Source organism: Pseudomonas sp. GL-RE-26 (genome assembly GCF_019956275.1).
Lineage (GTDB): Bacteria > Pseudomonadota > Gammaproteobacteria > Pseudomonadales > Pseudomonadaceae > Aquipseudomonas > Aquipseudomonas grandcourensis.
This window is the reverse complement of the sequence record NZ_JAHBDI010000022.1, coordinates 217,073-237,854: the sequence shown is the minus strand read 5'-3', so window position 1 is coordinate 237,854 and position 20,782 is coordinate 217,073. Positions and strand designations below refer to the sequence as shown.

The 20,782-nt window shown below is 62.6% G+C and carries 24 protein-coding genes; 7 read left to right on the top strand and 17 right to left on the bottom strand.

The window, feature by feature from the left end; translation table 11 throughout:
• Positions 1-112: 112 nt before the first annotated feature.
• Genes KGB07_RS16000 through KGB07_RS15990 form a run of 3 tightly spaced genes read right to left on the bottom strand, consistent with a single transcriptional unit; the run spans position 113 to position 2,971 of the window.
• Complete coding sequence (locus KGB07_RS16000; RefSeq protein ID WP_223457146.1) at positions 113-1,222, bottom strand: 3,4-dihydroxy-2-butanone-4-phosphate synthase; 1,110 nt, start codon at positions 1,220-1,222, stop codon at positions 113-115.
• Positions 1,219-2,145 carry an alpha/beta hydrolase gene (locus KGB07_RS15995; protein ID WP_223465894.1) on the bottom strand — a complete coding sequence of 309 codons (927 nt, stop codon included), beginning with the start codon at positions 2,143-2,145 and terminating at the stop codon, positions 1,219-1,221. Before KGB07_RS15995 ends, KGB07_RS16000 begins: the two co-directional genes overlap by 4 nt.
• Positions 2,132-2,971 (bottom strand): SDR family NAD(P)-dependent oxidoreductase, encoded by an 840-nt coding sequence (locus KGB07_RS15990; protein ID WP_223465893.1) that lies wholly within the window; start codon positions 2,969-2,971, stop codon positions 2,132-2,134. Before KGB07_RS15990 ends, KGB07_RS15995 begins: the two co-directional genes overlap by 14 nt.
• 146 nt (positions 2,972-3,117) lie before the next feature.
• On the opposite strand from KGB07_RS15990, the gene KGB07_RS15985 reads away from it, so the two are divergent.
• The 4 genes from KGB07_RS15985 (at position 3,118) to KGB07_RS15970 (ending at position 6,366) form a co-directional block, all read left to right on the top strand.
• Complete coding sequence (locus KGB07_RS15985) at positions 3,118-4,161, top strand: Rieske 2Fe-2S domain-containing protein (RefSeq protein WP_223465892.1); 1,044 nt, start codon at positions 3,118-3,120, stop codon at positions 4,159-4,161.
• Between the two features lie 135 nt (positions 4,162-4,296).
• Positions 4,297-5,427, top strand: a complete 1,131-nt coding sequence (locus KGB07_RS15980) for a helix-turn-helix transcriptional regulator (RefSeq protein ID WP_008048786.1) — start codon at positions 4,297-4,299, stop codon at positions 5,425-5,427.
• A gap of 87 nt (positions 5,428-5,514) precedes the next feature.
• A complete protein-coding gene (gene nudE / locus KGB07_RS15975; RefSeq protein WP_046042758.1) occupies positions 5,515-6,063 on the top strand; it encodes an ADP compounds hydrolase NudE in 549 nt (182 codons plus the stop codon).
• A gap of 135 nt (positions 6,064-6,198) precedes the next feature.
• Positions 6,199-6,366: a hypothetical protein gene (locus KGB07_RS15970; protein WP_185754840.1), complete on the top strand. Its 168-nt coding sequence runs from the start codon at positions 6,199-6,201 to the stop codon at positions 6,364-6,366.
• Positions 6,367-6,428: 62 nt separating this feature from the next.
• Here the strand turns inward: KGB07_RS15970 and dmpG are convergent, their stop codons facing one another.
• The 4 genes from dmpG to KGB07_RS15950 are packed head-to-tail and all read right to left on the bottom strand — an operon-like array spanning position 6,429 to position 10,035.
• Complete coding sequence (gene dmpG, locus KGB07_RS15965) at positions 6,429-7,463, bottom strand: 4-hydroxy-2-oxovalerate aldolase (protein WP_046042759.1); 1,035 nt, start codon at positions 7,461-7,463, stop codon at positions 6,429-6,431.
• Positions 7,464-7,476: 13 nt separating this feature from the next.
• Positions 7,477-8,385 (bottom strand): acetaldehyde dehydrogenase (acetylating), encoded by a 909-nt coding sequence (locus tag KGB07_RS15960; RefSeq protein ID WP_046042760.1) that lies wholly within the window; start codon positions 8,383-8,385, stop codon positions 7,477-7,479.
• A 19-nt stretch (positions 8,386-8,404) separates the two neighbouring features.
• On the bottom strand, positions 8,405-9,196 hold the full coding sequence (locus KGB07_RS15955) for a fumarylacetoacetate hydrolase family protein (protein ID WP_046042761.1): 792 nt from the start codon (positions 9,194-9,196) through the stop codon (positions 8,405-8,407).
• A complete protein-coding gene (locus KGB07_RS15950; RefSeq protein ID WP_223465891.1) occupies positions 9,193-10,035 on the bottom strand; it encodes an alpha/beta fold hydrolase in 843 nt (280 codons plus the stop codon). Before KGB07_RS15950 ends, KGB07_RS15955 begins: the two co-directional genes overlap by 4 nt.
• Before the next feature lie 266 nt (positions 10,036-10,301).
• On the opposite strand from KGB07_RS15950, the gene KGB07_RS15945 reads away from it, so the two are divergent.
• Together KGB07_RS15945 and KGB07_RS15940 are read left to right on the top strand one after the other, a co-directional pair.
• Positions 10,302-11,078 carry an SDR family oxidoreductase gene (locus tag KGB07_RS15945; RefSeq protein WP_046042763.1) on the top strand — a complete coding sequence of 259 codons (777 nt, stop codon included), beginning with the start codon at positions 10,302-10,304 and terminating at the stop codon, positions 11,076-11,078.
• A gap of 13 nt (positions 11,079-11,091) precedes the next feature.
• A complete protein-coding gene (locus KGB07_RS15940; RefSeq protein ID WP_046042764.1) occupies positions 11,092-11,592 on the top strand; it encodes an SRPBCC family protein in 501 nt (166 codons plus the stop codon).
• Here the strand turns inward: KGB07_RS15940 and KGB07_RS15935 are convergent.
• The 10 genes from KGB07_RS15935 to KGB07_RS15890 all read right to left on the bottom strand — a co-directional run bounded on the left by KGB07_RS15935 (position 11,568) and on the right by KGB07_RS15890 (position 19,819).
• On the bottom strand, positions 11,568-12,002 hold the full coding sequence (locus KGB07_RS15935) for a nuclear transport factor 2 family protein (protein WP_046042765.1): 435 nt from the start codon (positions 12,000-12,002) through the stop codon (positions 11,568-11,570). The two genes, KGB07_RS15940 and KGB07_RS15935, sit on opposite strands and share 25 nt — an antisense overlap.
• Positions 11,999-12,388 (bottom strand): nuclear transport factor 2 family protein, encoded by a 390-nt coding sequence (locus KGB07_RS15930; protein ID WP_046042766.1) that lies wholly within the window; start codon positions 12,386-12,388, stop codon positions 11,999-12,001. The genes KGB07_RS15935 and KGB07_RS15930 overlap by 4 nt, the downstream gene beginning before the upstream one ends.
• Positions 12,389-13,591: an acetyl-CoA C-acyltransferase gene (locus tag KGB07_RS15925; RefSeq protein ID WP_046042767.1), complete on the bottom strand. Its 1,203-nt coding sequence runs from the start codon at positions 13,589-13,591 to the stop codon at positions 12,389-12,391.
• 29 nt (positions 13,592-13,620) lie between these two features.
• A complete protein-coding gene (locus KGB07_RS15920) occupies positions 13,621-14,079 on the bottom strand; it encodes a MaoC family dehydratase (protein WP_046042768.1) in 459 nt (152 codons plus the stop codon).
• Between the two features lie 2 nt (positions 14,080-14,081).
• Positions 14,082-14,864, bottom strand: a complete 783-nt coding sequence (locus KGB07_RS15915) for an SDR family oxidoreductase (RefSeq protein ID WP_046042769.1) — start codon at positions 14,862-14,864, stop codon at positions 14,082-14,084.
• A 13-nt stretch (positions 14,865-14,877) separates the two neighbouring features.
• Positions 14,878-16,071, bottom strand: coding sequence for an acyl-CoA dehydrogenase family protein (locus tag KGB07_RS15910; RefSeq protein WP_223465889.1), 1,194 nt, complete (start codon positions 16,069-16,071; stop codon positions 14,878-14,880).
• Positions 16,068-17,240 carry an acyl-CoA dehydrogenase family protein gene (locus tag KGB07_RS15905; RefSeq protein ID WP_046042861.1) on the bottom strand — a complete coding sequence of 391 codons (1,173 nt, stop codon included), beginning with the start codon at positions 17,238-17,240 and terminating at the stop codon, positions 16,068-16,070. Before KGB07_RS15905 ends, KGB07_RS15910 begins: the two co-directional genes overlap by 4 nt.
• 150 nt (positions 17,241-17,390) lie before the next feature.
• Positions 17,391-18,800: an ArnT family glycosyltransferase gene (locus KGB07_RS15900; protein ID WP_046042771.1), complete on the bottom strand. Its 1,410-nt coding sequence runs from the start codon at positions 18,798-18,800 to the stop codon at positions 17,391-17,393.
• A gap of 3 nt (positions 18,801-18,803) precedes the next feature.
• The gene (locus KGB07_RS15895; protein ID WP_046042772.1) at positions 18,804-19,082 is read right to left on the bottom strand and encodes a lipid-A-disaccharide synthase N-terminal domain-containing protein; all 279 of its coding nucleotides are present in this window, start codon (positions 19,080-19,082) and stop codon (positions 18,804-18,806) included.
• A complete protein-coding gene (locus KGB07_RS15890; protein WP_046042774.1) occupies positions 19,079-19,819 on the bottom strand; it encodes a glycosyltransferase family 2 protein in 741 nt (246 codons plus the stop codon). Before KGB07_RS15890 ends, KGB07_RS15895 begins: the two co-directional genes overlap by 4 nt.
• Positions 19,820-20,123: 304 nt before the next feature.
• Between KGB07_RS15890 and KGB07_RS15885 the strand changes: the two genes are divergently transcribed.
• Positions 20,124-20,768, top strand: a complete 645-nt coding sequence (locus tag KGB07_RS15885) for a YceH family protein (protein WP_046042775.1) — start codon at positions 20,124-20,126, stop codon at positions 20,766-20,768.
• The last annotated feature ends 14 nt before the right edge of the window (positions 20,769-20,782 follow it).

The following is a 20,782-nucleotide window of genomic DNA, read 5'->3' as shown; positions in this document are numbered from 1 at the left end:
GTGGCGAGGGAGCTTGCTCCCGCTCGGGCGCGAAGCGGCCGTAAGATTTTTACGACTGCTGCGCAGCCGAACGGGAGCAAGCTCCCTCGCCACAGGTGTATGTCAATTCAAGTCACGGTTGAAACGGCACGAATTCCGTCACTTCCAGGTCAAACCCGGAAACGGCGGTGTACGGCACCGGCGAACTCATCAGGCGCATTTTGCGCACGTTCTGGTCCCGCAGGATCTGCGCGCCGATGCCCAAAGTCCGTTGCGGAAACTGTGGCGCCCGGTGTTTGCCTCCACTGCGCTGACGCAGTTGTTCGAGCACGCCCTCGGCCGATTCCTTTTGCGCCAGCAGCACCAGCACACCGCTACCGGCCGCCGCGATACTGGCCAGCGAACGTTCCAGGGTCCACTGTTGCGGCCCGCCTTCGCTTTCACAGCCCAGTACGTCACGCAACGTCTCGATGCTTTGCACCCGCACCAGCGCCGGTTGCGTGCTGTCGATCCGGCCCTTGACCAGCGCCAGGTGCAACGAGCCCTGGTAGGTGTCCTGATAGGTGGTCACCTGGAACTCGCCGTGACGGGTTTGCAACGGATATTCGCCGCCGCGCTCGATCGTGCCTTCATGCAGGATGCGGTAGTGAATCAGGTCGGCAATGGTGCCGATCCGCAAGCCATGGCGCTGGGCGAATTCATGCAGCTCGGCACCACGGGCCAGTTCACCGTCCTCGTTGAGAATGCCCACCAGGGTTGCCGCCGGTTGCAGCCCCGCCAGTCGTGTCAGGTCGCAAGCGGCCTCGACATGGCCGGCCCGCTGCATCACGCCACCGGGCAAGGCCTGCACCGGGAAGATATGCCCCGGTTGCACCAGGTCCGTCGGAACGCTGGCCGGGTCGACCGCCACCTGGATCGACCGCGCCCGGTCCGCCGCCGAGATGCCGGTGGACACCCCGGTGGCGGCTTCGATCGAGCGGGTAAAACCCACGCCATGTTGCGCCCGGGAGTTGGGCACCATCAGGTCCAGGCCCAGCGCGCGGCAGCGCTGCTCGGTCAGGGCCAGGCAAATCAGCCCGCGTGCCTGCACTGCCATGAAGGTGACAGCCTCGGCCCCGGCCTGTTCGGCGGCCATCAGTAGCGAGCCTTCGCCGTTGTGCTCGTCGTCGGTGATCACCACCATCCGACCGGCGCCGATGGCCTCGATCAGTTGCGGCACCGTGTTGAAAACCAGGCCGCTCATTTGAGTGCCCCGCGCAAATCGGCGCAAGCTTCTGTCAACGCTTGTGCTGCTGCTTCAACAAACGGCGCCATGCTGATAAAGCCGTGAATCATGCCTTCGTAACGCTGCACGCGCACCGCCACACCGGCTTCGCGCAGGTACTCGGCCAATGCCTCGCCCTCGTCCCGCAGCGGATCGAACCCGGCGGTGAACAATGTGGTCGGCGGCAAGCCTGCCAGGCTCTCGGCGCGCAATGGCGAGGCCAAAGGATCATCCGCCTGCCCGACATCTTGCAGGTACTGCTGCCAGAACCAGCGCATCATCCCGGCGGAAAGCAGATAGCTCTCGGCGAAGTCTTCGAAGGACTGACTGTCGCAACCCGCATCGGTGACCGGGTAAAACAGGCACTGATAACTGATCTTCGGCCCCCCGCGCTGTACCGCCAACTGACTGACCGCCAGCGCCAGATTGCCTCCGGCGCTGTCCCCGGCCACAGCCAGTCGACTGCCATCGACGCGCAGTTCAGCCGCGTGCTCGACCAGCCAGCAGGTCGCCGCATAACAATCGAGGGGTGCCGCCGGGAACGGGTTTTCCGGGGCCAGTCGGTACGCGACCGACACCACCGCCGCTTCGGTCTGGCGAGCCAATGAGCGGCAGAGATTGTCGTGGGTATCGAGATTGCCCATGACAAAGCCGCCGCCATGGAAAAACACCAGCAACGGCAGGTCGGGTTCTTCCGATGGCCGGTACAGCCGTGCGTCCAGTTCACCGTCCGCGCCGGCCACCCGTAGGTCGCGCACCTCGCTCATCGGTTCGCCGGGGATGGCCGGCAGCATATTGTCGGAGAACTGCCGGTACTGAGCGGCATCGACCTGACTGAAATCGGGCTCCGGGATGTCGCGAAACTGCTGGAGAACCCCAGCGATCTGCTTATCGAGCGGCATGGGCATCGTCCTCTACGTCGGCCATTTGAAACTGCGGATTGGTCTCGCCCAGGATGCTTTGTACCCGGCGCTCAAGGGCCGGCTTGAAACCCTTGTGGGGCAGGATCCAGAAGCGTTTTTGCGCGACGGCGGCGAACACTTGCGCGGCCAGTTCCGCCGGGGTCATGCCCTGGCGAATGGTGCTGTCGAGCAGTTGGCTGAAGTCGGATCCGGCGGTGTCCACCACCTGGTTCGACGCCATGATTTCACTGGCCACCGGCCCCGGGCACAGCACCGAAACCGATACCGGCGCACCGATCATGGCGAGTTCGTAATGCAGGGTTTCCGAGAGCGCAACCACGGCCTGCTTGGTCACGTTGTACGGCGCCATCAGCGGGCTGCTGACCAGCCCGGCAAGGGACGCCGTGTTGATCACATGGGCGGCCCGGCCCTGGCTGAGCAACAGCGGCACAAAGGTGCGAATGCCGTTGATCACGCCATTGAGGTTGACGTCCAGCATGCGCTGCCATTGCGCCTCGGTGATTTCCCAGCTGAAGCCGGTTTGCATCACCCCGGCGTTGTTGAACAGCAGGTCGACCCCGCCAAAGTGCTCCACAGCCCGGTCACGCAAGCGCTCGACCTGCGTTACATCACCGACATCGGTAACGCAGGCAATCGCTTGCACACCGCTGGCCTGCAATTCGTCGCACAGGGCTTGCAGGCCCGCTGCATCCCGATCCGCCAGCACCAGGCGAATGCCCAGCGTCGCCGCGTGTTCGGCCAGGCCGCGGCCAATACCACTGGCGGCCCCGGTAATCAGCGCTACCGGCCCTTGTTCATTACTCATCGCCAACTCCTGCCATGGGTCCAATGGCGCCAGTAGAGCGGGCCTACTTGAAGCGGCCATCGTCCATTCAGACGATGCCCGCTTTTACAGGGGCGGCAGAATCCCTTACATGCGCCAAACCCGTGATCCCTTGGGAGAATAATAAGATGAGTACCCTGCACCGCATCGAAGCCAAACTGCTGGAAGACCGCTACGCCCGCGGCTGGCATTGCCTGGGCCTGGCCGCGCAATACCGCGACGGCAAGGCCCATCGCCTGGAGGTGTTCGGCACCCGTCTGGTGGCGTTCCAGGGTGAAGACGGCGATCTGCATATTCTTGATGGCTACTGCCCGCACATGGGCGCCGACCTGAGCACCGGTTGCGTTGAAGGCAACTCGATCCGCTGCCCGTTCCACGCCTGGCGCTGGGGCGCCGATGGCGTATGCGATGACATCCCTTATGCCAAGCGCATCCCGCCACGGGCCAAGATCAAAAGCTGGCCGATCATGGAAGAAAACCAGCTGCTGTTCGTCTGGAATGATCCCGAAGGCAACCCGCCACTGCCGGAACAACGCATTCCGCGCATCGACGCCTGCTACAACGACGAATGGGCGGCGTGGGAAGTCGCCGAGCTGCAGATTGGCACCAACTGCCGCGAACTGATCGACAACATCGCCGACATGGCGCACTTCGGCACTGTGCACGGTGCGCCGGTCGAAGAGTTCATCAACATTTTCCAGGGCCACCTGGCCACCCAGATCATGCGCGCCCGCAGTGAGCGCCTGTCCGGCGACAGCGTGTTGACCACCGAAGCCACCTACTTCGGCCCGGCCTATCAGATCACCGAAATGAACGGCGCCATGAACGGCCAGCCGATTCACTCGATCCTGCTCAACTGCCACGTGCCGATCGATCTGGACAGCTTCACCCTGCGCTACGGCGTGCTGGTGAAAAAGATCCCGGGGCTCAGCGAAGAGCAGAACCAGGCGATGGCCAAGGCCTACGTCGCGCAGGCCCAGGCAGCCTTCTACGAGGACGTGGCCATCTGGCACAGCAAGACCCGCGTCGATAACCCGCTGCTGTGTGACGGCGACGGTCCGGTCTACCAGTTGCGTCGTTGGTACGAGCAGTTCTATACCGATGTGGAAGCGCTGTCGGCCGACGTTGCCGAACACAAGAAGTTTGTCGTGCGCGCCAGCGAACGGGTCTGACGCCAGCGGCTTTTCGCCCGCCCCGGGCCTGATCGGCAGCCGCCTGTCAGGCCCTGAGCCCAAGCGTTGCAAGGAGTCGATACCGGCGCTTATTCTCGGCCACCGCCAATGCTAATAATAAAAACGGTTTTCCCTATGCAGCAGAGCCTCAGCCTCGATACGTTCAGTGATTTGATCGGCAACCTCTATCAGGGTCCGCTGGAAACCATTCCCTGGGCGACTTTTCTCAATCAGCTCAATGTGCATCTGAACAGCAAGTACGTGACCTTCATCCTGCGTCCGCCCAGCGCCCACGTGGACGGTCTGATGGTCAACACCACCGGCACTTCGACCGAGGCGACCGCGTCGTACAACAAACACTTTTTCAGCCTTGACCCGTTCGTCGACCTGCCCAACCGCCAGGTCGTGACCCTCGCCGAGTTCGTCTCCAACGACGACTGGCAGAATTCCGAGTTCTACAAGAACTTCCTTGAACCGGTGGACGTGTTCCACATCCTCGGTGCCGACATCAACACCGTCGACGGCGCCCAGTGCCGCATTCGTATCAGTCGCGGACGTGACGACAAGCCTTTCGGCAATGAAGAAAAGGCCATGCTCACGCATTTCATTGCGCACCTGGAACGTTCGATCAAGATCCACATGCAACTCAACCGCATCGAAGCCGAACGCAATCTGTACGCCGGCGCGGTGAACCAGATGGCGGTCGGCACGATCATCCTCGACGAGTCCGGCAAGGTCCTGCAGACCAACCAGGTCGCCGACCGGCTGATCCAGGAAAAGGACGGCATCAAACTGGTCAACGATGGCCTGCAGGTCGGTACGGCCCGGGACACCCAAGAGTTCCGACGCCTGGTCAAACAGTCGCTGCTGTCGCAAAAGAGCAGCAACCCGTCGGTGGTCGAAGCCCTGCGCGTGCAGCGGCCGTCCGGCAAAGCGGACCTGGGGATCATCGTGCGCTCGGTGCCATTGACCGACTGGAGCGAAGGCAAACAGTGCCCGACCGTGGTGATTTTCATCAGCGATCCGGAGCAACAGTCCACCGCACCGCAGGAAATCGTCCGCGCACTGTTCGACTTCACCCCGGCGGAAACCCAGCTGGCGATGCTGCTGGCCAACGGCTTGACCCTCGACGAAGCGTCGGAAGAGCTGGGGATCAGCCGCAACACCTCGCGGGCACACCTGCGCTCGACCTTCTCCAAGACCGGCGTGACCCGCCAGACCATGCTCGTGCGCCTGATCCTGCGCAGCGTGGCGACCCTCGGTTAACCCTCAGTGCCGCCCTCGTCCGCTCGGACGATGGCGGCTCCCGTTGTACAGCGCACAGTGTCTTTATCCCAAAGAGGGGACTGCCCCATGCGCAACTGCCCAACCATCCTCAAGACTGAACTGCTGGCGCAAAGCGGCCACTTTCAGATCGAAGCCCTGCACCTGCAATTCAGCAACGGCCAACAGCGGGTCTACGAACGCCTGCGCGGCACCGGTTATCGCTCGGTGATGCTGGTGGCGATGCCTGATCCTGCGCATGTGCTGCTGGTGCGCGAATACGCGGTCGGTGTGGAAAAAACCATTCTCGGCCTGCCCAAGGGCGGCGCCGAGCCCGATGAAGACTATTTGCAGGCGGCGCAGCGCGAACTGAGCGAAGAAGTCGGAATGCGCGCAGCACGCCTCACCGAGCTGGGCGAGCTGACACTGGCACCCGGGCACTTGTGCCATCGCTACCGAGTGGTGCTGGCCGAAGAGCTGAGCCCCTGCCAACTGCAAGGCGACGAACCCGAACCCCTGGAATGCCTGCGCGTGCCTCTGGCACAGATCCCCGAACTGGTGGCCCGTGGTGAACTGCATGAAGCCCGGGCGATTGCGGCGCTGTTCATGGCCATGGGCGCCCTCGCCCGCCGCGACTGATGCCAGTCTCGAATGACTCGCCACAATTGATCACAGAACAATGGAATGTCATCAGCTAGTCCATTCGGACGAAGTCAGTCGCGAACCGCCGCCATAACCTGTTTCTACAACAATAAAACCGTGTCGAGACTCATCATGCGCAAAACTACTTGTGCTCTGTTCATCATCCTCTGTGCGGGTGCTTCCACCAGTCTGTGCCAGCTGTTCAAGAACGAAGCCTACCGACCGACCACCGCCTACTTCAGCTGTTCGAGCACGGCGATCAATTGCTATCCGCCCGTGGTGCGCAACCTGCTGCCTTGAGCACAGTTTCCACCGGCCATAAAAAAACCACCGGATCGGTGGTTTTTTTATGGCCGCAATAATCAGGTAGGCAGTACACCCCTGGCCCGCGACAGGGTCAGCGCCAGGTCTTCGATCATGTCCTCCTGGCCACCCACGGTTCCGCGTCGGCCCAGCTCCACCAGCAGCTCGCGAGCAGCGATGCCGTACTTCTGCTCGGCACGTTTGGCGAACAGCAGGAACGAGCTGTAGACCCCGGCGTAACCGAGGGTCAGTGCATCGCGGTCGAGGCGGATCGGCTGGTCCATCATCGGCACCACCAGGTCTTCGGCCACGTCCATGATCTTGTACAGGTCAACACCGCTGTTGACGCCCATGCGCTCCAGCACCGCGACAAACACTTCCAGCGGCGTATTGCCCGCCCCCGCGCCAAGACCCGCAACCGAGCCGTCGATGCGCGCAGCACCGGCCTCGATGGCGGCCAGGGAGTTGGCGATGGCCATACCCATGTTGTGGTGGCCGTGGAAACCGACTTCGGTCCCGGCGTTCAGGCCGGCACGCAGGGCCCCGATCTTTTGCGTCACTTCATCGGGCAGCATGTAGCCGGCCGAGTCGGTGCAGTAGATGCAATTGGCGCCGTAGCTTTCCATCAGACGCGCCTGCTCCAGCAGCTTCTCCGGGCTGACCATGTGCGCCATCATCAGGAAGCCGACGGTGTCCAGGCCCATCTTCGCCGACATGCCGATGTGCTGGCCGGACACGTCCGCTTCGGTGCAGTGGGTCGCCACACGAATGGTCGACACGCCGTGTTCATGGGCCATTTTCAGGTGATCGAGGGTACCGATCCCCGGCAACAACAGGGCCGAGACCTTGGCCTGTTTCATCTGCGGGATCACCGCGGAGAAATACTCCTCGTCACTGTGGGCCGGGAAGCCGTAGTTCAGGGAAGCGCCGCCCAGGCCATCGCCGTGGGTGATTTCGATCAGCGGCACACCGGCCGCATCGAGGCCGGTGGCCACCGAAACCATTTGTTCAATGCTGATCTGGTGCTGTTTGGCGTGCATGCCGTCGCGCAGGCTCATGTCATGCAGACGGATGCTCTTACCTTGCAAATTCATCGGGATTCTCCACTCAACGGGCAGGCAGTTGCAGGGTGCCCTTGTGGGCTTCTTCGGCGAACATCTCGGCTGTGCGCAAACCGGCGGCAGTCATGATGTCGAGGTTGCCGGCGGACTTGGGCAGGAAATCGCCGAGGCCTTCGACCTCAATGAAAATCGACACCTTGCGCCCGTCGAACACCGGCCCGTTGATCAACTTGTAGCCCGGCACATAGCGCTGAACTTCGCGGACCATCTCCAGCACCGAGGTGCGGATCGCATCCTGGTTCGGCTCGTCATCGGTCAGGCAGTGGATGGTGTCGCGCATCATCAACGGCGGCTCGGCCGGGTTGATCACGATGATCGCCTTGCCGCGTCGGGCGCCGCCGATCTTCTCCACCGCACCGGCGGTGGTGCGGGTGAACTCGTCGATGTTCTGCCGTGTGCCCGGACCAACCGAACCGGAGGACACCGTGGCGACGATTTCGCCGTAGCTCACCGGTTGCACCCGCGAAACCGCCGCCACCATCGGGATGGTCGCCTGGCCACCGCAGGTGACCATGTTGACGTTCATCGCCAGGCTCGACGCGTGCTCCTTGAGGTTGACCGGCGGCACGCAGAACGGGCCGATGGCCGCTGGCGTGAGGTCGATCATGATCACCCCCAGCTCGTTGAGCTTGCGGCTGTTTTCCGCATGCACGTAGGCCGAGGTGGCATCGAAGGCGATGCGAATGTCATCGTCGAGCACGTGGGGCAGCAAGCCGTCGACACCACCGGCGGTGGTTTTGATGCCCATTTCCCGAGCACGTTTCAGTCCTTCGGATTCAGGGTCGACACCCACCATCCACACCGGCTCGATCCATTCCGATCGGCACATTTTCATCAGCAGATCGGTGCCGATGTTGCCCGGGCCGATAATGGCCGCTCTGAGTTTTTTGCTCATTAGGTTAAAACTCCAAAAGTCAGGCGCAGAAAGACACCCGGGCACTGCCCAGGCCATCAATGGTCAGTTCAAAACGGTCGCCGGCACGAGCCGGTTCCAGCGGCACCAGCGAGCCGGACAGAATGATTTCCCCGGCCTTGAACGGAATGCCGAAGGCGCCCAGGGTGTTGGCCAGCCAGGCCACGGCGGTCAGCGGATTGCCCTGCACCGCCGAACCCAGGCCTTCGCTCAAGGGCTCGCCATTCTTGAACACACGCATGCGCAAGTTCGGCAGGTCCAGCTCGCGCGGGTCGACCTGGCTGTCGCCCAGCACGAACACACCGCAGGAGGCGTTGTCAGCGACGGTGTCCTGGATGCGAATGCGCCAGTCGTGAATCCGCGAGTCGACGATCTCGAAGCACGGCATCACGTACTCAGTGGCGGCCAGCACGTCGGCTTCAGTGATACCGGGGCCGACCAGATCATGCTTGAGCTTGAAGGCGATCTCGCCTTCAGCACGGGGCTGGATCAGTTTGTTGGCGGACAGGGAAATTTGCGCATCGTCATCGAACGACATCTGTCGCGTGATGAAGCCGAAATCCGGCTGATGCACGTTGAGCATCTGCTGCACCGCCGCCGAGGTCACGCCGATTTTCTTGCCGACGATCTGGTCACCGGCCGCCACCCGACGCTCAATGGCGTACAGGGAAATGTGATAGGCGTCTTCGATGCTGATCGACGGCCAACGCTCGGTCAGCGGCGCCAGGGTGGAGCCGCTGAGCAGCGCCTGATAAAGCTCTTCGCCGAACTCACGGCGCAATTGCACGCTCATCCGCGGGCCTCCTGAAGAAACGCCAGGCACTGGCGGTTGAAAAAGTCACGGTGTTCGACCTGGACCCAATGCCCGCACTCGCTGAGCATCACGAAACGGATGCCGGAGCAGTTTTCAAGCATGGTCTGGGCACCGGAGGACGGGCAGAACTTGTCGTTCATGCCCCAGAAACCGAGGATTGGGCACTGCAACTCGCCCAGGCGCGACGTCATGTTCGGCACCTGCATGGTCGACAGCACGCACACCGGCTGCTGTTGCACCACGGCCACGCGCTCGTTGACCGTTTCATCGCTGATCAGGCTTTCATCGAACAGTTGCAGGGCCAGCAGGCGACGCATGCCCGCTGCGTCGTTCAGTTCACCTTTGGCGAACGCCGCGCCCATTTTCTGGATGCCTTCCATCTGCAGGTAATACTGTTCCTTTTCCATCAGGCCACCGGGCGCCATCAGCACCAGACGGCTGACACGCTGCGGTTGGTCGAGGGCCAGTTTGATCGCGATCGCGCCGCCCAGGGAGTTGCCGACCAGCGCACAACGCTGGATGTCGAGGGCATCGAGCAAACCGCTCAACGCTGCGACAAAGAAGTCCAGGGTGTAGAGGGTGTCGGGCTTGTCCGAAGCGCCGTAGCCCGGCAGATCCGGGACGATCACCCGGTAACCGGCCTCGGCGAACACCGGGTAGTTCTGCTTGAAGTTGCTGTGACCGCTGGCGCCTGGCCCGCTGCCATGGATGAAAATCACCGGCTCGCCGTTGCCGGTGTCTTGCCCGCCGATGTCTTTGTAGTGCAGCTGCAAACCATCCGGCAGCGTAACGAAGTGCCCTTGCGCTGAAGCGCCCATAAGGTGTCCTCCCGGCCTGTTGTTGTAGCGGGATTATTCCGAGGGGCCGAGTCGCCAACATCGTCCGACAGGACTACGCCCCTGCAGGAGCGAGCTTGCTCGCGAAAAACGTCAGGACACCGCAGGGCATCAGGTTTTACGCATTATCGTTGACGTCCATCGCGAGCAAGCTCGCTCCTACAGTTTCTAGTCTCATCGGACGTTGGCCTACAAAGACGGTCGACCTAGCATCGATAGCATTCCCGAGCGACAAAAAGAGAATTCCCATGCTTGATCCGATGGACTTTCGCGGCAAAGTGGTACTGGTCACCGGCGGTGGCAAAGGTGTGGGTCGCGGCATCAGCCAGCGCTTCCTGGACTGTGGCGCCGAGGTGGTGATTTGCGGTCGCGAAGCCCCACAAACCTTGCCTGCCAGCGCCGGGCGCGAGGCGCTGTTCGTGCCCTGCGACCTGCGGGATGTCGAGCAATCCGGGCGCTTGATCACACAAATCGTCGAGCGCTTCGGTCGTCTCGACGTGCTGATCAACAACGCCGGCGGTTCGCCGAATGCCGACGCCGCGACAGCCTCACCGCGTTTCAGCGAGGCAATCATCCGATTAAACCTGATCGCGCCACTGAACCTGTGCCAGCAGGCCAACCAGGTGATGCAGGCCCAGGCCGACGGCGGTGCGATCATCAACATCTGCAGCGTCAGCGCCACCCGCCCTTCCCCCGGCACCGCCGCTTACGGCGCGGCCAAGGCCGGTCTGCTGAACCTGACCACCTCGCTGGCGGTGGAATGGGCGCCGAAGGTGCGGGTCAACGCAGTGACCGCCGGGCTGATTCTCACCGAGCAGTCGGCCATGCATTATGGTGACGACGCGGGCATAGCCCGGGTGGCAGCGACCATTCCATTGCAACGTCTGGCGACCCCGGAAGATATTGGCGACACCTGCCTGTACCTGGCCTCGAAGCTGGCCCGTTACGTCAGCGGTGCGGACATCGCGGTGCATGGCGCGGGCGAACGCCCGGCGTTTCTCGACGCGGCCCAATCCCATTCATAAGAGGAGCTTTGACATGCCCGTAGCCAGCCACAGCGTTGTACTGAACCTCACGCAACAAGCCGCCTGGGCCAAACTGCGCGACCTGAGCCTGGCCCCGCACTACGTGCCGGGCCTGACCGGTTGCCAGTTTCATCCCGGCGTGCAGGAAGGCCTGGGCGCCAGCCGCCGGGTGTTGCGCAAGGGCGGTCAGTATCTGGATGAAAGCGTGGTGCAGTGGCGGGAAGGCACGGGGTTCGTGCTGCGGTTGCACAAGGGCGGCAATGACTCGCCCTTTCCGTTTCGCGAGGCGAGTTTCAGTTATGCCTTGCAGCCGGAGGGGGATGTGACCCGCATCACCCTGCAAATGAGATACAGCCTGCGCGGTGGCAGGCTGTTTGAAAGGTTGCTGGCCAAGGCCTTCAACAAGGTCGTGCAGCAGATTGCCGAGAACCTCAAGGCCTTCTACGAAACCGGCCGGACACAGAATCCCGACCGGATCGAAACCCGCCTTCAGGAGCGCGCCACTTCCGAGTGAGCGGTAAAACGGGTGGCGACGATCTTCCATTGGCCGGCGATACGCTGGTAACGGTCCTGATAGAACCCACCCAACTGCCGCGTCGCCCCGCTCTCGCCATCCAGGTTGAAATACCACAGGGCCCAACGGCCCTGGGCCTGATCCTCGTTCAGCACTTCGATTTCCGGGTTGGCGCCGTGATGCAGGTCGATCACCCGCTGATGGCAAGCCAGTTCGCGATACAGCGCGACAAAACTGTCGCGCTCGCGAAAGACCCCCAACGGTCCGTAATCGATCAGCACTTCACCTTCGGCAAAGCAGTCGGCGATCACCTCGACCTGCTTGAGATCGCAGGCGTTGAGGTAGCGATGCTTGAGCTGGCGGATCTCCTCCAGCGCTTCCAGGCGGGCGATCCGCTGCTCCAGATTCATACTGCACCTCGCGCTGTCACGTTGACCTCACTCCAGAAGGCTTTCATCGAACGGACTTTGCCGTCGGCATCGAACTCCATCACGTCGATCACATGCAGCGAGCACGGTTGCCCGCCCCACTCCATGTCGACCCGGAACGGCATCGCGCCGCAACCGTTGAGTGTCGCGCGCACCGGGCCGGTCTGGGTTGCGGAGACTTTCATCGCCCCCAGCCCTTCACGGTAAAAGCGCGCGATGGCGTCGATGCCCTGCAACGGCGCGTGGCCGACCGGGTCTTCAACGGTGGCGTCCTTGGCGTAAAGCGCGAGGATGCCCTCGATGTCGCTGGCATCCACCAGCTCCACATAACGCGCCATGGTCGCCTGAATCTGTTGAGCGCTGATCATTCAGACCACCTCGAACAGCGCAGCAGCGCCCATGCCGCCACCGATGCACATGCTCACCACCACATAACGCAAACCGCGACGCTGGCCTTCGACCAACGCGTGGCCGACCATCCGCGCACCGGACATGCCGAACGGATGGCCGATGGAGATCGCCCCGCCGTTGACGTTCAGGCGCTCGGCCGGAATGCCCAGGGTGTCGCGGCAGTACAGCACCTGACAGGCGAACGCTTCGTTCAACTCCCAGAGGCCGATGTGGTCCATGGTCAGGCCGTGGCGCTTGAGCAGCTTGGGGATGGCGTACACCGGGCCGATGCCCATCTCGTCGGAATTGCAGCCGGCGACAGCCATGCCGCGATAGATCCCCAGCGGTTCCAGGCCACGCTTCTCGGCCATTTTGGCGCTCATCAACACCGAGGCCGATGCACCGTCGGACAACTGCGAGGCATTGCCGGCGGTGATGAAACGCCCCTTGTCGCTCCACTGACCGCCCGGCCACACCGGCTCCAGCGCCTTCAGGCTCTGGAGGGTGGTGTCGATACGGTTGCACTCGTCGCGCAGCAAGGTGACGGTTTCATAACTGGTTTCGCCGGTGGCCTTGTCGAACAGTGCCTTGCGGCTGGCCAGCGGCGCCAGTTCACGGTCGAAGCGCCCGGCACTCTGGGCCTGCGCGGTGCGCAGCTGGCTCTGGTAGCTGTATTCGTCCTGCTCGTCGCGGGAGATGCCGTAGCGCGCGGAAACGATCTCGGCGGTTTCGATCATCGGGATATAGGCGTGCGGATCCAGCTCGATCACCGAACCCGACTGGTTGCGATACAGGTTCTTGTGCTTGTTCTGCACCAGGGAAATCGACTCCAGGCCACCGGCCACGGCGATGTCGATTTCGTCGCACATGATGCCTTTGGCGGCCATGGCGATACTCATCAGGCCCGACGAACACTGGCGCTCGACAGCCATCCCGGCAACCGACGCCGGCAAGCCGCCGGCAATCGCGCACAGGCGACCCAGGTTATAGGACTGGGTGCCCTGCTGCGCCGCGGCGCCGATGATCACGTCGTCCACTTCACCCGGCTCGATGCCGGCACGGCGCACGGCTTCGCGCACCACATGGCCGCCCAGTTGCGGCGCTTCGGTGTCATTGAACGCACCGCGAAAGGCTTTGCCGATCGGAGTGCGGGCGGTGGAAACGATGACGGCTTCTTTCATGCTGGATTCCTCGAAAATGCTATTGAAGGTCAGGCCGGGTAATAGCGACTGATGGTGTCGACCACACAGCCGGGACGTTCCTCGCCGTCGATTTCCACGCTGACGCGGATGGTCGCCTGTACGCCGCCCTTCACTTCCTCGACCGCGATCAGTTGCGCACTGCCGCGCACCCGCGAGCCGACGCGCACCACCGAGGGGAAGCGCACCCGCTCACAGCCGTAATTGACGCCCATGGCCAGGCCACGGACTTCGACGATCTGCGGCAAGAACAGATTGACCAGCGACAGGCTCAAGTAGCCATGGGCAATGCAGGTGCCGAACGGGCCGCTGGCAGCCTTGACCGGATCGACGTGAATCCACTGGTGATCACCGGTGGCGTCGGCAAACAGATTGATTCGGTCCTGTTCCAGCAGCAGCCAGTCACTGGCGCCAAGCGATTCGCCCACGGCGTCGAACAAGGCCATAGGCGTGTCGAAAATACGTGGCATGGTCACGCCCTCTGGCTGGACACCGACAACACTTCGCCGGTCATGTAGGAGCTGTAGTCGCTGGCCAGGAACATCATCACGTTGGCCACTTCCCAGACTTCGGCGGCACGACCGAACGCTTCGTTGGCGGCCAGTTGATCGAGCACCGCCTGGGGCGCGGATTTGCGCAGGAAATCGTGCAGGGCAATGCTCGGGCTGACCGCGTTGATGCGGATGCCGTAGTCGGCGGCTTCGACCGCTGCGCAGCGGGTCAGCGCCATCACGCCAGCCTTGGCGGCGGCGTAGTGCGCCTGCTCTTTCTGCGCACGCCAGCCCAGTACCGAGGCGTTGTTGACGATGACTCCAGCACGACGCTCCATCATTTTCGGCAGCATGGCACGGGTCATGCGCATGGTGCCGGTGAGCGTCACGTCGATGACCCGATTCCACTCTTCGTCAGCCATATCCACCAGCAACCGCGAGCCACCGAGGCCCGCGTTGTTGATCAGCACATCGACGCCTTGCAGGTCACGCTCGGCGCAGGCGATCAGTTGCTGCACCTGGGCTTCGTCGGCAACGTTGCAGACCTGGCCGAAGACCTGCTGCAGCCCGGTGGTTTCGCGGATTTTCAGCACCGCTTCGGCCAACCGGCCTTCATGGATATCGCTGATCATCAGCGCACGACAGCCTTCTTCGGCGGCACGTACGGCGGCGGAAAAACCGATCCCGGCACCGGCGGCGGCGGTGATCAGTACCGACTTGCCGCGCAGCAGACCGCGACCTTCAACATATTGAGGTACAGACATGAACTCTCTCCTTTCAGGCGCGCGGACGCGGCTCTTTGGGCATGCCCAAGGCACGCTCGGCGATGATGTTGCGCTGGATTTCGTTGCTGCCGCCGTAGAGGGTGTCGGCGCGGCTGAACAGGTACAGCGACTGCAAACGGGTCAGTTGGTAAGGTCCGGCTTCGAGCAATTCCGCCTCGGCGCCGAGGACGTCCATCGCCAACTTGCCGAGGCTGGCGTGCCAGGTCGACCAGAACAGCTTGTAGATGGTTGCCTCTTTGCGCAGCGAACCGTCCTGGCTACCCGAGAGCATGCGCAACGAGTTGTAGCGCATGATCCGCAGCCCGCTCCAGGCTTCGGCCAGGCGCTGACGCAGGATCGGGTCGCGGTCGGCGCCGTTGGCCTTGGCGATGGCGATGATTTCGTTGAGTTCGTTCTGAAACTGCATCTGCTGGCCGAGGGTGGAGACACCCCGCTCGAAGCCCAGCAGCGCCATGGCGATCTTCCAGCCTTCGCCCGGCGCGCCGATGATGTTGGTGGCGTCGGTTCGGGCATCGTCGAAGAACACTTCGTTGAATTCCGAGGTGCCGGTGAGTTGTTCGATGGGGCGTACGGTGATTTCCGTCTGGGCCATCGGCACCAGCAGGAACGACAGACCGCGATGGCCGACGCTGCCCGGTTCGGTGCGGGCGATGACAAAGCACCAATCCGATTCGTGGGCCAGGGACGTCCAGACTTTCTGGCCATTGATGATCCAACTGCCGGTGGCTTCATCCAGCGTTGCGCGGGTCTTGACGTTGGCCAGGTCGGAACCGGCGCCCGGCTCTGAATAGCCCTGGCACCAGAACGACGTACCGCTGACGATCCCCGGCAAAAAGCGCTGCTGCTGTTCGACCGTACCGAACGCGGCGATGGTCGGCCCGGCCAGGCCTTCGCCGATGTGCCCCATGCGGCCGGGACCGCCCGCGCGGGCGTATTCCTCGTTGAAGATCACCTGCTCGGTGATCGACAAGCCGCGCCCGCCATGCTCCGGCGCCCAGCCGACGCAGGTCCAGCCGCCTTCGGCGAGTTTGCGCTCCCAGGCTTTGCGCTCTTCGGGAAACATGTGCTCATCGCCTGGTCCACCGCGAAAACGCAAGGCTTCGAACTCGCCGCTGAGGTTGGCGCTCATCCAGTCGGCGACTTCCCGACGGAAGTGTTCGTCCTGCTCGCTGAAACTGATTTTCATGGCTGCTCTCCCAGAATCACCGAAGCAATGCGCTCGCGATGCCAGGCCGGTAGCCCGAGGAAACTCTCGCTGGCACGGGCGCGCTTGAAGTAGAGGTGCGGGTCGTATTCCCAGGTGAAACCGACGCCACCATGCAACTGGATCGATTCGGACGCGCAATGGAAGTAGGTCTCGGAGCACTGCGCCTTGGCCAGCGCCGCCGCCAGCGGCAGTTCGGCCGCGACCTGGGGATCACCCTGGGGATCGAGGACTTCCTGGGCCACGCACGCGGCGTAATAACTGGCCGAACGGGCGCATTCGACTTGCAGCATCATGTCGGCGGCGCGGTGCTTGAGGGCCTGGAAACTGGCAATCGGGCGACCGAACTGCTGGCGCTCCTGCATGTAGGCCACGCTGAGGTCGAGCACCTGCTGCGCGCCGCCGGTCTGTTCGGCAGCCAGGCCGATGCAGGCCAGTTGCAGAACTCGCTCAAGGTGCGACCAGCCGTTGCCGAACTCACCCAGCAGGCAGTCGGCTTCAAGGTACAGGCCCTTGAGCTGGATCCGCGCCTGACGCCGGGTCTGGTCCATGGTCGGCAACATCTGCCGTTCGATGCCTGCGCGGACGGCGCTCACGGCAAACAGGCTGATGCCCGTTTCGCCAGTGGTTCCGGGTTGTCGTGCGGCAATGATCAACAGGTCGGCGCCATGGCCGTCGAGCACATGCTTGAGGGTACCGTCGAGGACGAACCCGTCGCCTTCAGCCACCACCGTTGCCTGGACATCGTCGGCGGACCAGCCGTTGGCACTGCTGAACGCCAGGGTCGCGGTCACGCTGCCGTCGGCAATCGACGGCAACCAACGCTGCTTCTGTTCATCATTGGCCGCCAGCAACAGCGCAGGGGTGGCCATGCAGGCGGTGGCGAAAAACGGCGAGCACAGCAAACGCCGGCCCATCTGTTCCAGCAGGATCGTCAGCTCGACAAAGCCGAGGCCCAGGCCACCATAGGTTTCGGGGATATGAATCGCTGGCCAGTACATTTCCTGGCACAGACGCTGCCAGAGGGCTTCGTCGAAACCCCGCTCACTGACCATTGCCGCGCGCACGGCGGCAGAATCCGAGACATCGGCGAGGAAGCCCTCGGCCGATGCGCGGATCATTTCCTGTTCGTCGCTGAATGCAAACTCCATCGCGGCGCCTTCTGCTCGTTTGGCGGGGCGCGCGTGGCGCAACACCCCTTTGAGCATGAAGTTTGGCGCCGGCCGGACGCGGCAGAATCGTTAGCCCTGCCTAGTCCGAACGGGTGATGTGCTGCGGTGACTGTTCGGCCGGGAAGCCGATCAGCGGCAATCTCCACCCATGCGCACCAGCAGCGCCGCACGGTGCGGTTTGAGGTACGGGTTGACTTCACCGACCTGGCACGACGCCAGGTTCTGTAGTTCCGGTGCGAGGGGTTCTTGCACAAACAGCAACCCCGCCGGACGGGACTCGGACTGCAACTGCGCCACTGTCAGTGGCGCCACTGGCCGGCCCATGTAGTAGACCAGACGGATATCCGGCTCACCGAGGGTATAAGCCTTCTGACCCGGTTGCCCATTAGCCAGCGTGGCGACCTGCTCAAGACCACCGAACCGGTGCGACAATACCCGCGCTTCGACGAACATGTAGAACACCACAAAACCGGCCAGCATCACGTAGGGCACAACGGCCAGGACCGTGCGCCAGCGCCCCTTCAGGTCGTCGAGCAGCGCCGACCAGTGCATCGCCAGCAGCAACGCCATGGACGGATAGACTGGCAACAGGTATTTGCCGTGTTTTTCAGTAAACAAGGAAAACACCAGCAGCGGCAGCAAACTGCAAATCAGCAACATGCCCGCCTCGCGGCGCGAGCGGATCATTGCCCAGAACTTGCGCGGTTGCACGAATGCGATCAGCCAGAACGGGAAGAAATCCCCGGCCAGGTACAACAGGTACGCATACCAGGCCTCGGCACCCTGCCCGTCGATCTTCTTCACGATGTCTTCGCTGATGATCGAGGCCCAGATGCCCCAGCCCTGGTTCACAGACACCGCCACGTACCAGGAACCGCCCAGCACCAGGGCAATCAGCCAGCCCCAACCGTCGCACAGATAAGCCTTGGCCCGGGCATCGCGGTAGATCAAGGCATAGGCCAGGATCGGCGCCGTCACCCACAACAGGCAAACCGGCCCTTTGGTCAGCAACGCGCAACCCAGCAGCACGTAGCTCAACCGACTCCACAAGACCCGACCTTGCAGGAAGATGAACTGCCAGGCCGCCAGCAGCGCACCGAAGCACAGCAGGGTCAGCAACATCTCGATTTCCGAGCGTCGTGCGAACAGGCTGAAGGCGCCGTTCGCGGCCAGGAACACCACGGCGAACAGTCCGACCTGCCGCCCCGCCTGCCGAACGCCGTACAGATAGGTGCCAACACAGCACAAGGCGGCAGCCAGCGCCGAAGGCAGGCGCACGCTCCACTCGGACAAGCTGCCCAGCACCGCCGTTGAAACCAGACCGGCCCAATAGAAAAACGGCGGCTTGGACAAGTACAAGTCGCCGTTCATGTAAGGCAGCAGCCAATTGCCTGCCTCTCGCATTTCGCGCACGGTAACGGCGCGGCGGGCCTCGTTGACACTGAGGAACGGCACGCTGCCCAGCCCCCAGAAAAACAGCAACGCAACCGCGATGGCCACGAGCAACGTAATGTATCGGGTCGATAACGATCCGGGCATGACCTACTCCTTCAGGTGTTTGCTTTTTGCGATCAGCTGCAAGTTGCGAAAATAAACGAGAGAGCCAAAGGCCTGTCCGGCGATGAACACCGGGTCTTCACGGTAAATGGCATAGGCGAGCAACAAGGTGCTGCCGACGATGCTCAGGTACCAGAAGCTCACCGGGATCACGCTGCGTTTCTTGTATTCGCTGTACAGCCACTGCAGGACAAACCGCCCGGTAAAGGCGATCTGCCCGACAAAACCGACGATCAGCCAAAGGGCTTCGCGGGAGAGATTCATCCTTTGATCTCCTGGGCGATGGTGTTCAGCCGCGTGCGCTTGATCAGCCACCAGACACCGAACAAATCGAGAATGCCGACCAGCGCGCGGTCGATGTTGCCGTATTTCGAGACCCCGGCCGTGCGCGGTCGGTGGTTGACCGGGTGCACGATCATGCGCCCGTTATGGCGCTGGATCAGCGCCGGAATGTAGCGATGCATGTGGTCGAAGTACGGCAGGCGCAAGAACGCCGCGCGCTCGATCAGCTTCAGGCCGCAACCGGTGTCCGGGGTGGCGTCCTTGAGCAGGCGGCGGCGCAGGTTGTTGGCGAACCGCGAGGCGTAGCGTTTGCTTGCGGTGTCGCGGCGATTGACCCGATGCCCGGCGACCAGTTGCACATCGACCTTGCCCGGTTCGCCGCGCACCAGCGCCAGCATGCCGGGAATGTCCGCCGGGTCGTTCTGGCCGTCGCCATCGAGGGTCGCCAGCCACTGTCCGCGGGCCTCACGGGCGGCGTGGTACAGCGAGGTGCTCTGCCCCAGCGAACGTTCGTGATGCAGGATGCGCAGGGTGTTCAAGCCGTCGTGGCGGATCTGCCGCAATTCCTGCAGGGTTGCGTCGGTGCTGCCATCGTCGACGACGATGATTTCGTACGATTCAGCGGCCAATGCGACGCGAATTTCCTCAAGCAGCGGCTTGAGGTTGTTCGCTTCATTCTTGGCGGGGATCAGTACGGATACAAAAATGTCTTGGCTCATGGAGTCACTCTCGCCTTTATTGGATTTCTTTTATCAGAGGCGAATCAAGGTGTCGTACACCGGCCGACTCGATGCAGGGTTCAGCTATTCAGGACGATGGCGCCAACAATACCCCGCCCTTTGGACGCACTCGCGCGCGCCCCGCATACGGTGCCCGGCCATTTGTAAAAATGGCGTTAAGATTTCATACACTTTTTGTCATCATTCACTTGATGGCGCAACGAATTCGGTTGCCATTGGCGCTTGCCCATCTAAAGTGCACTCACGCGAGTGAAAAACATGAATCGGGTAAGGATGCAGAACCATGAGCACTGAGCAAGAGACGACTTTAGACGAGCAGCGGCTCGACAGTACGGAAATCCGCATTCTGGGCTCGTTGATCGAGAAACAGGCCACCAGCCCGGAAACCTATCCCCTGACCCTCAATGCCCTGGTGATTGCCTGCAACCAGAAAACCAGCCGCGAGCCGGTGATGAACCTCACACCAGGCCAGGTCGGCCATAGCCTGCGCGTCCTCGAAGGACACGGTTTCGCCAGACTGGTGATGGGCAGCCGCGCCGACCGCTGGGAACACAAGGTCGACAAGGCTCTGGAACTGGTGCCGGCGCAGGTCATCCTGACCGGGCTGATGTTTCTGCGCGGCCCGCAGACCGTCAATGAACTGCTGACCCGCAGCGGCCGCATGCATGAGTTCGAAGATGCCGAACAGGTGGTGCATCAACTCGAACGCCTGATTGCCCGGGGCCTGGCCGTACTGATTCCGCGTCAGGCCGGCCAGCGCGAAGATCGTTACACGCACGCCCTGGGCGACCCGGCGGATATCGAAGCGATCATGGCTGCAAGGAACAACCCGGCCGAACGTGGCAGCAGCGGGGTTTCGGTTGAACGGATCGAAGAACTGGAAGCGCGGATTGCGGCGCTGGAAGAGCGTTTGGCACGACTGGAATGACTTCTTAACTTTCA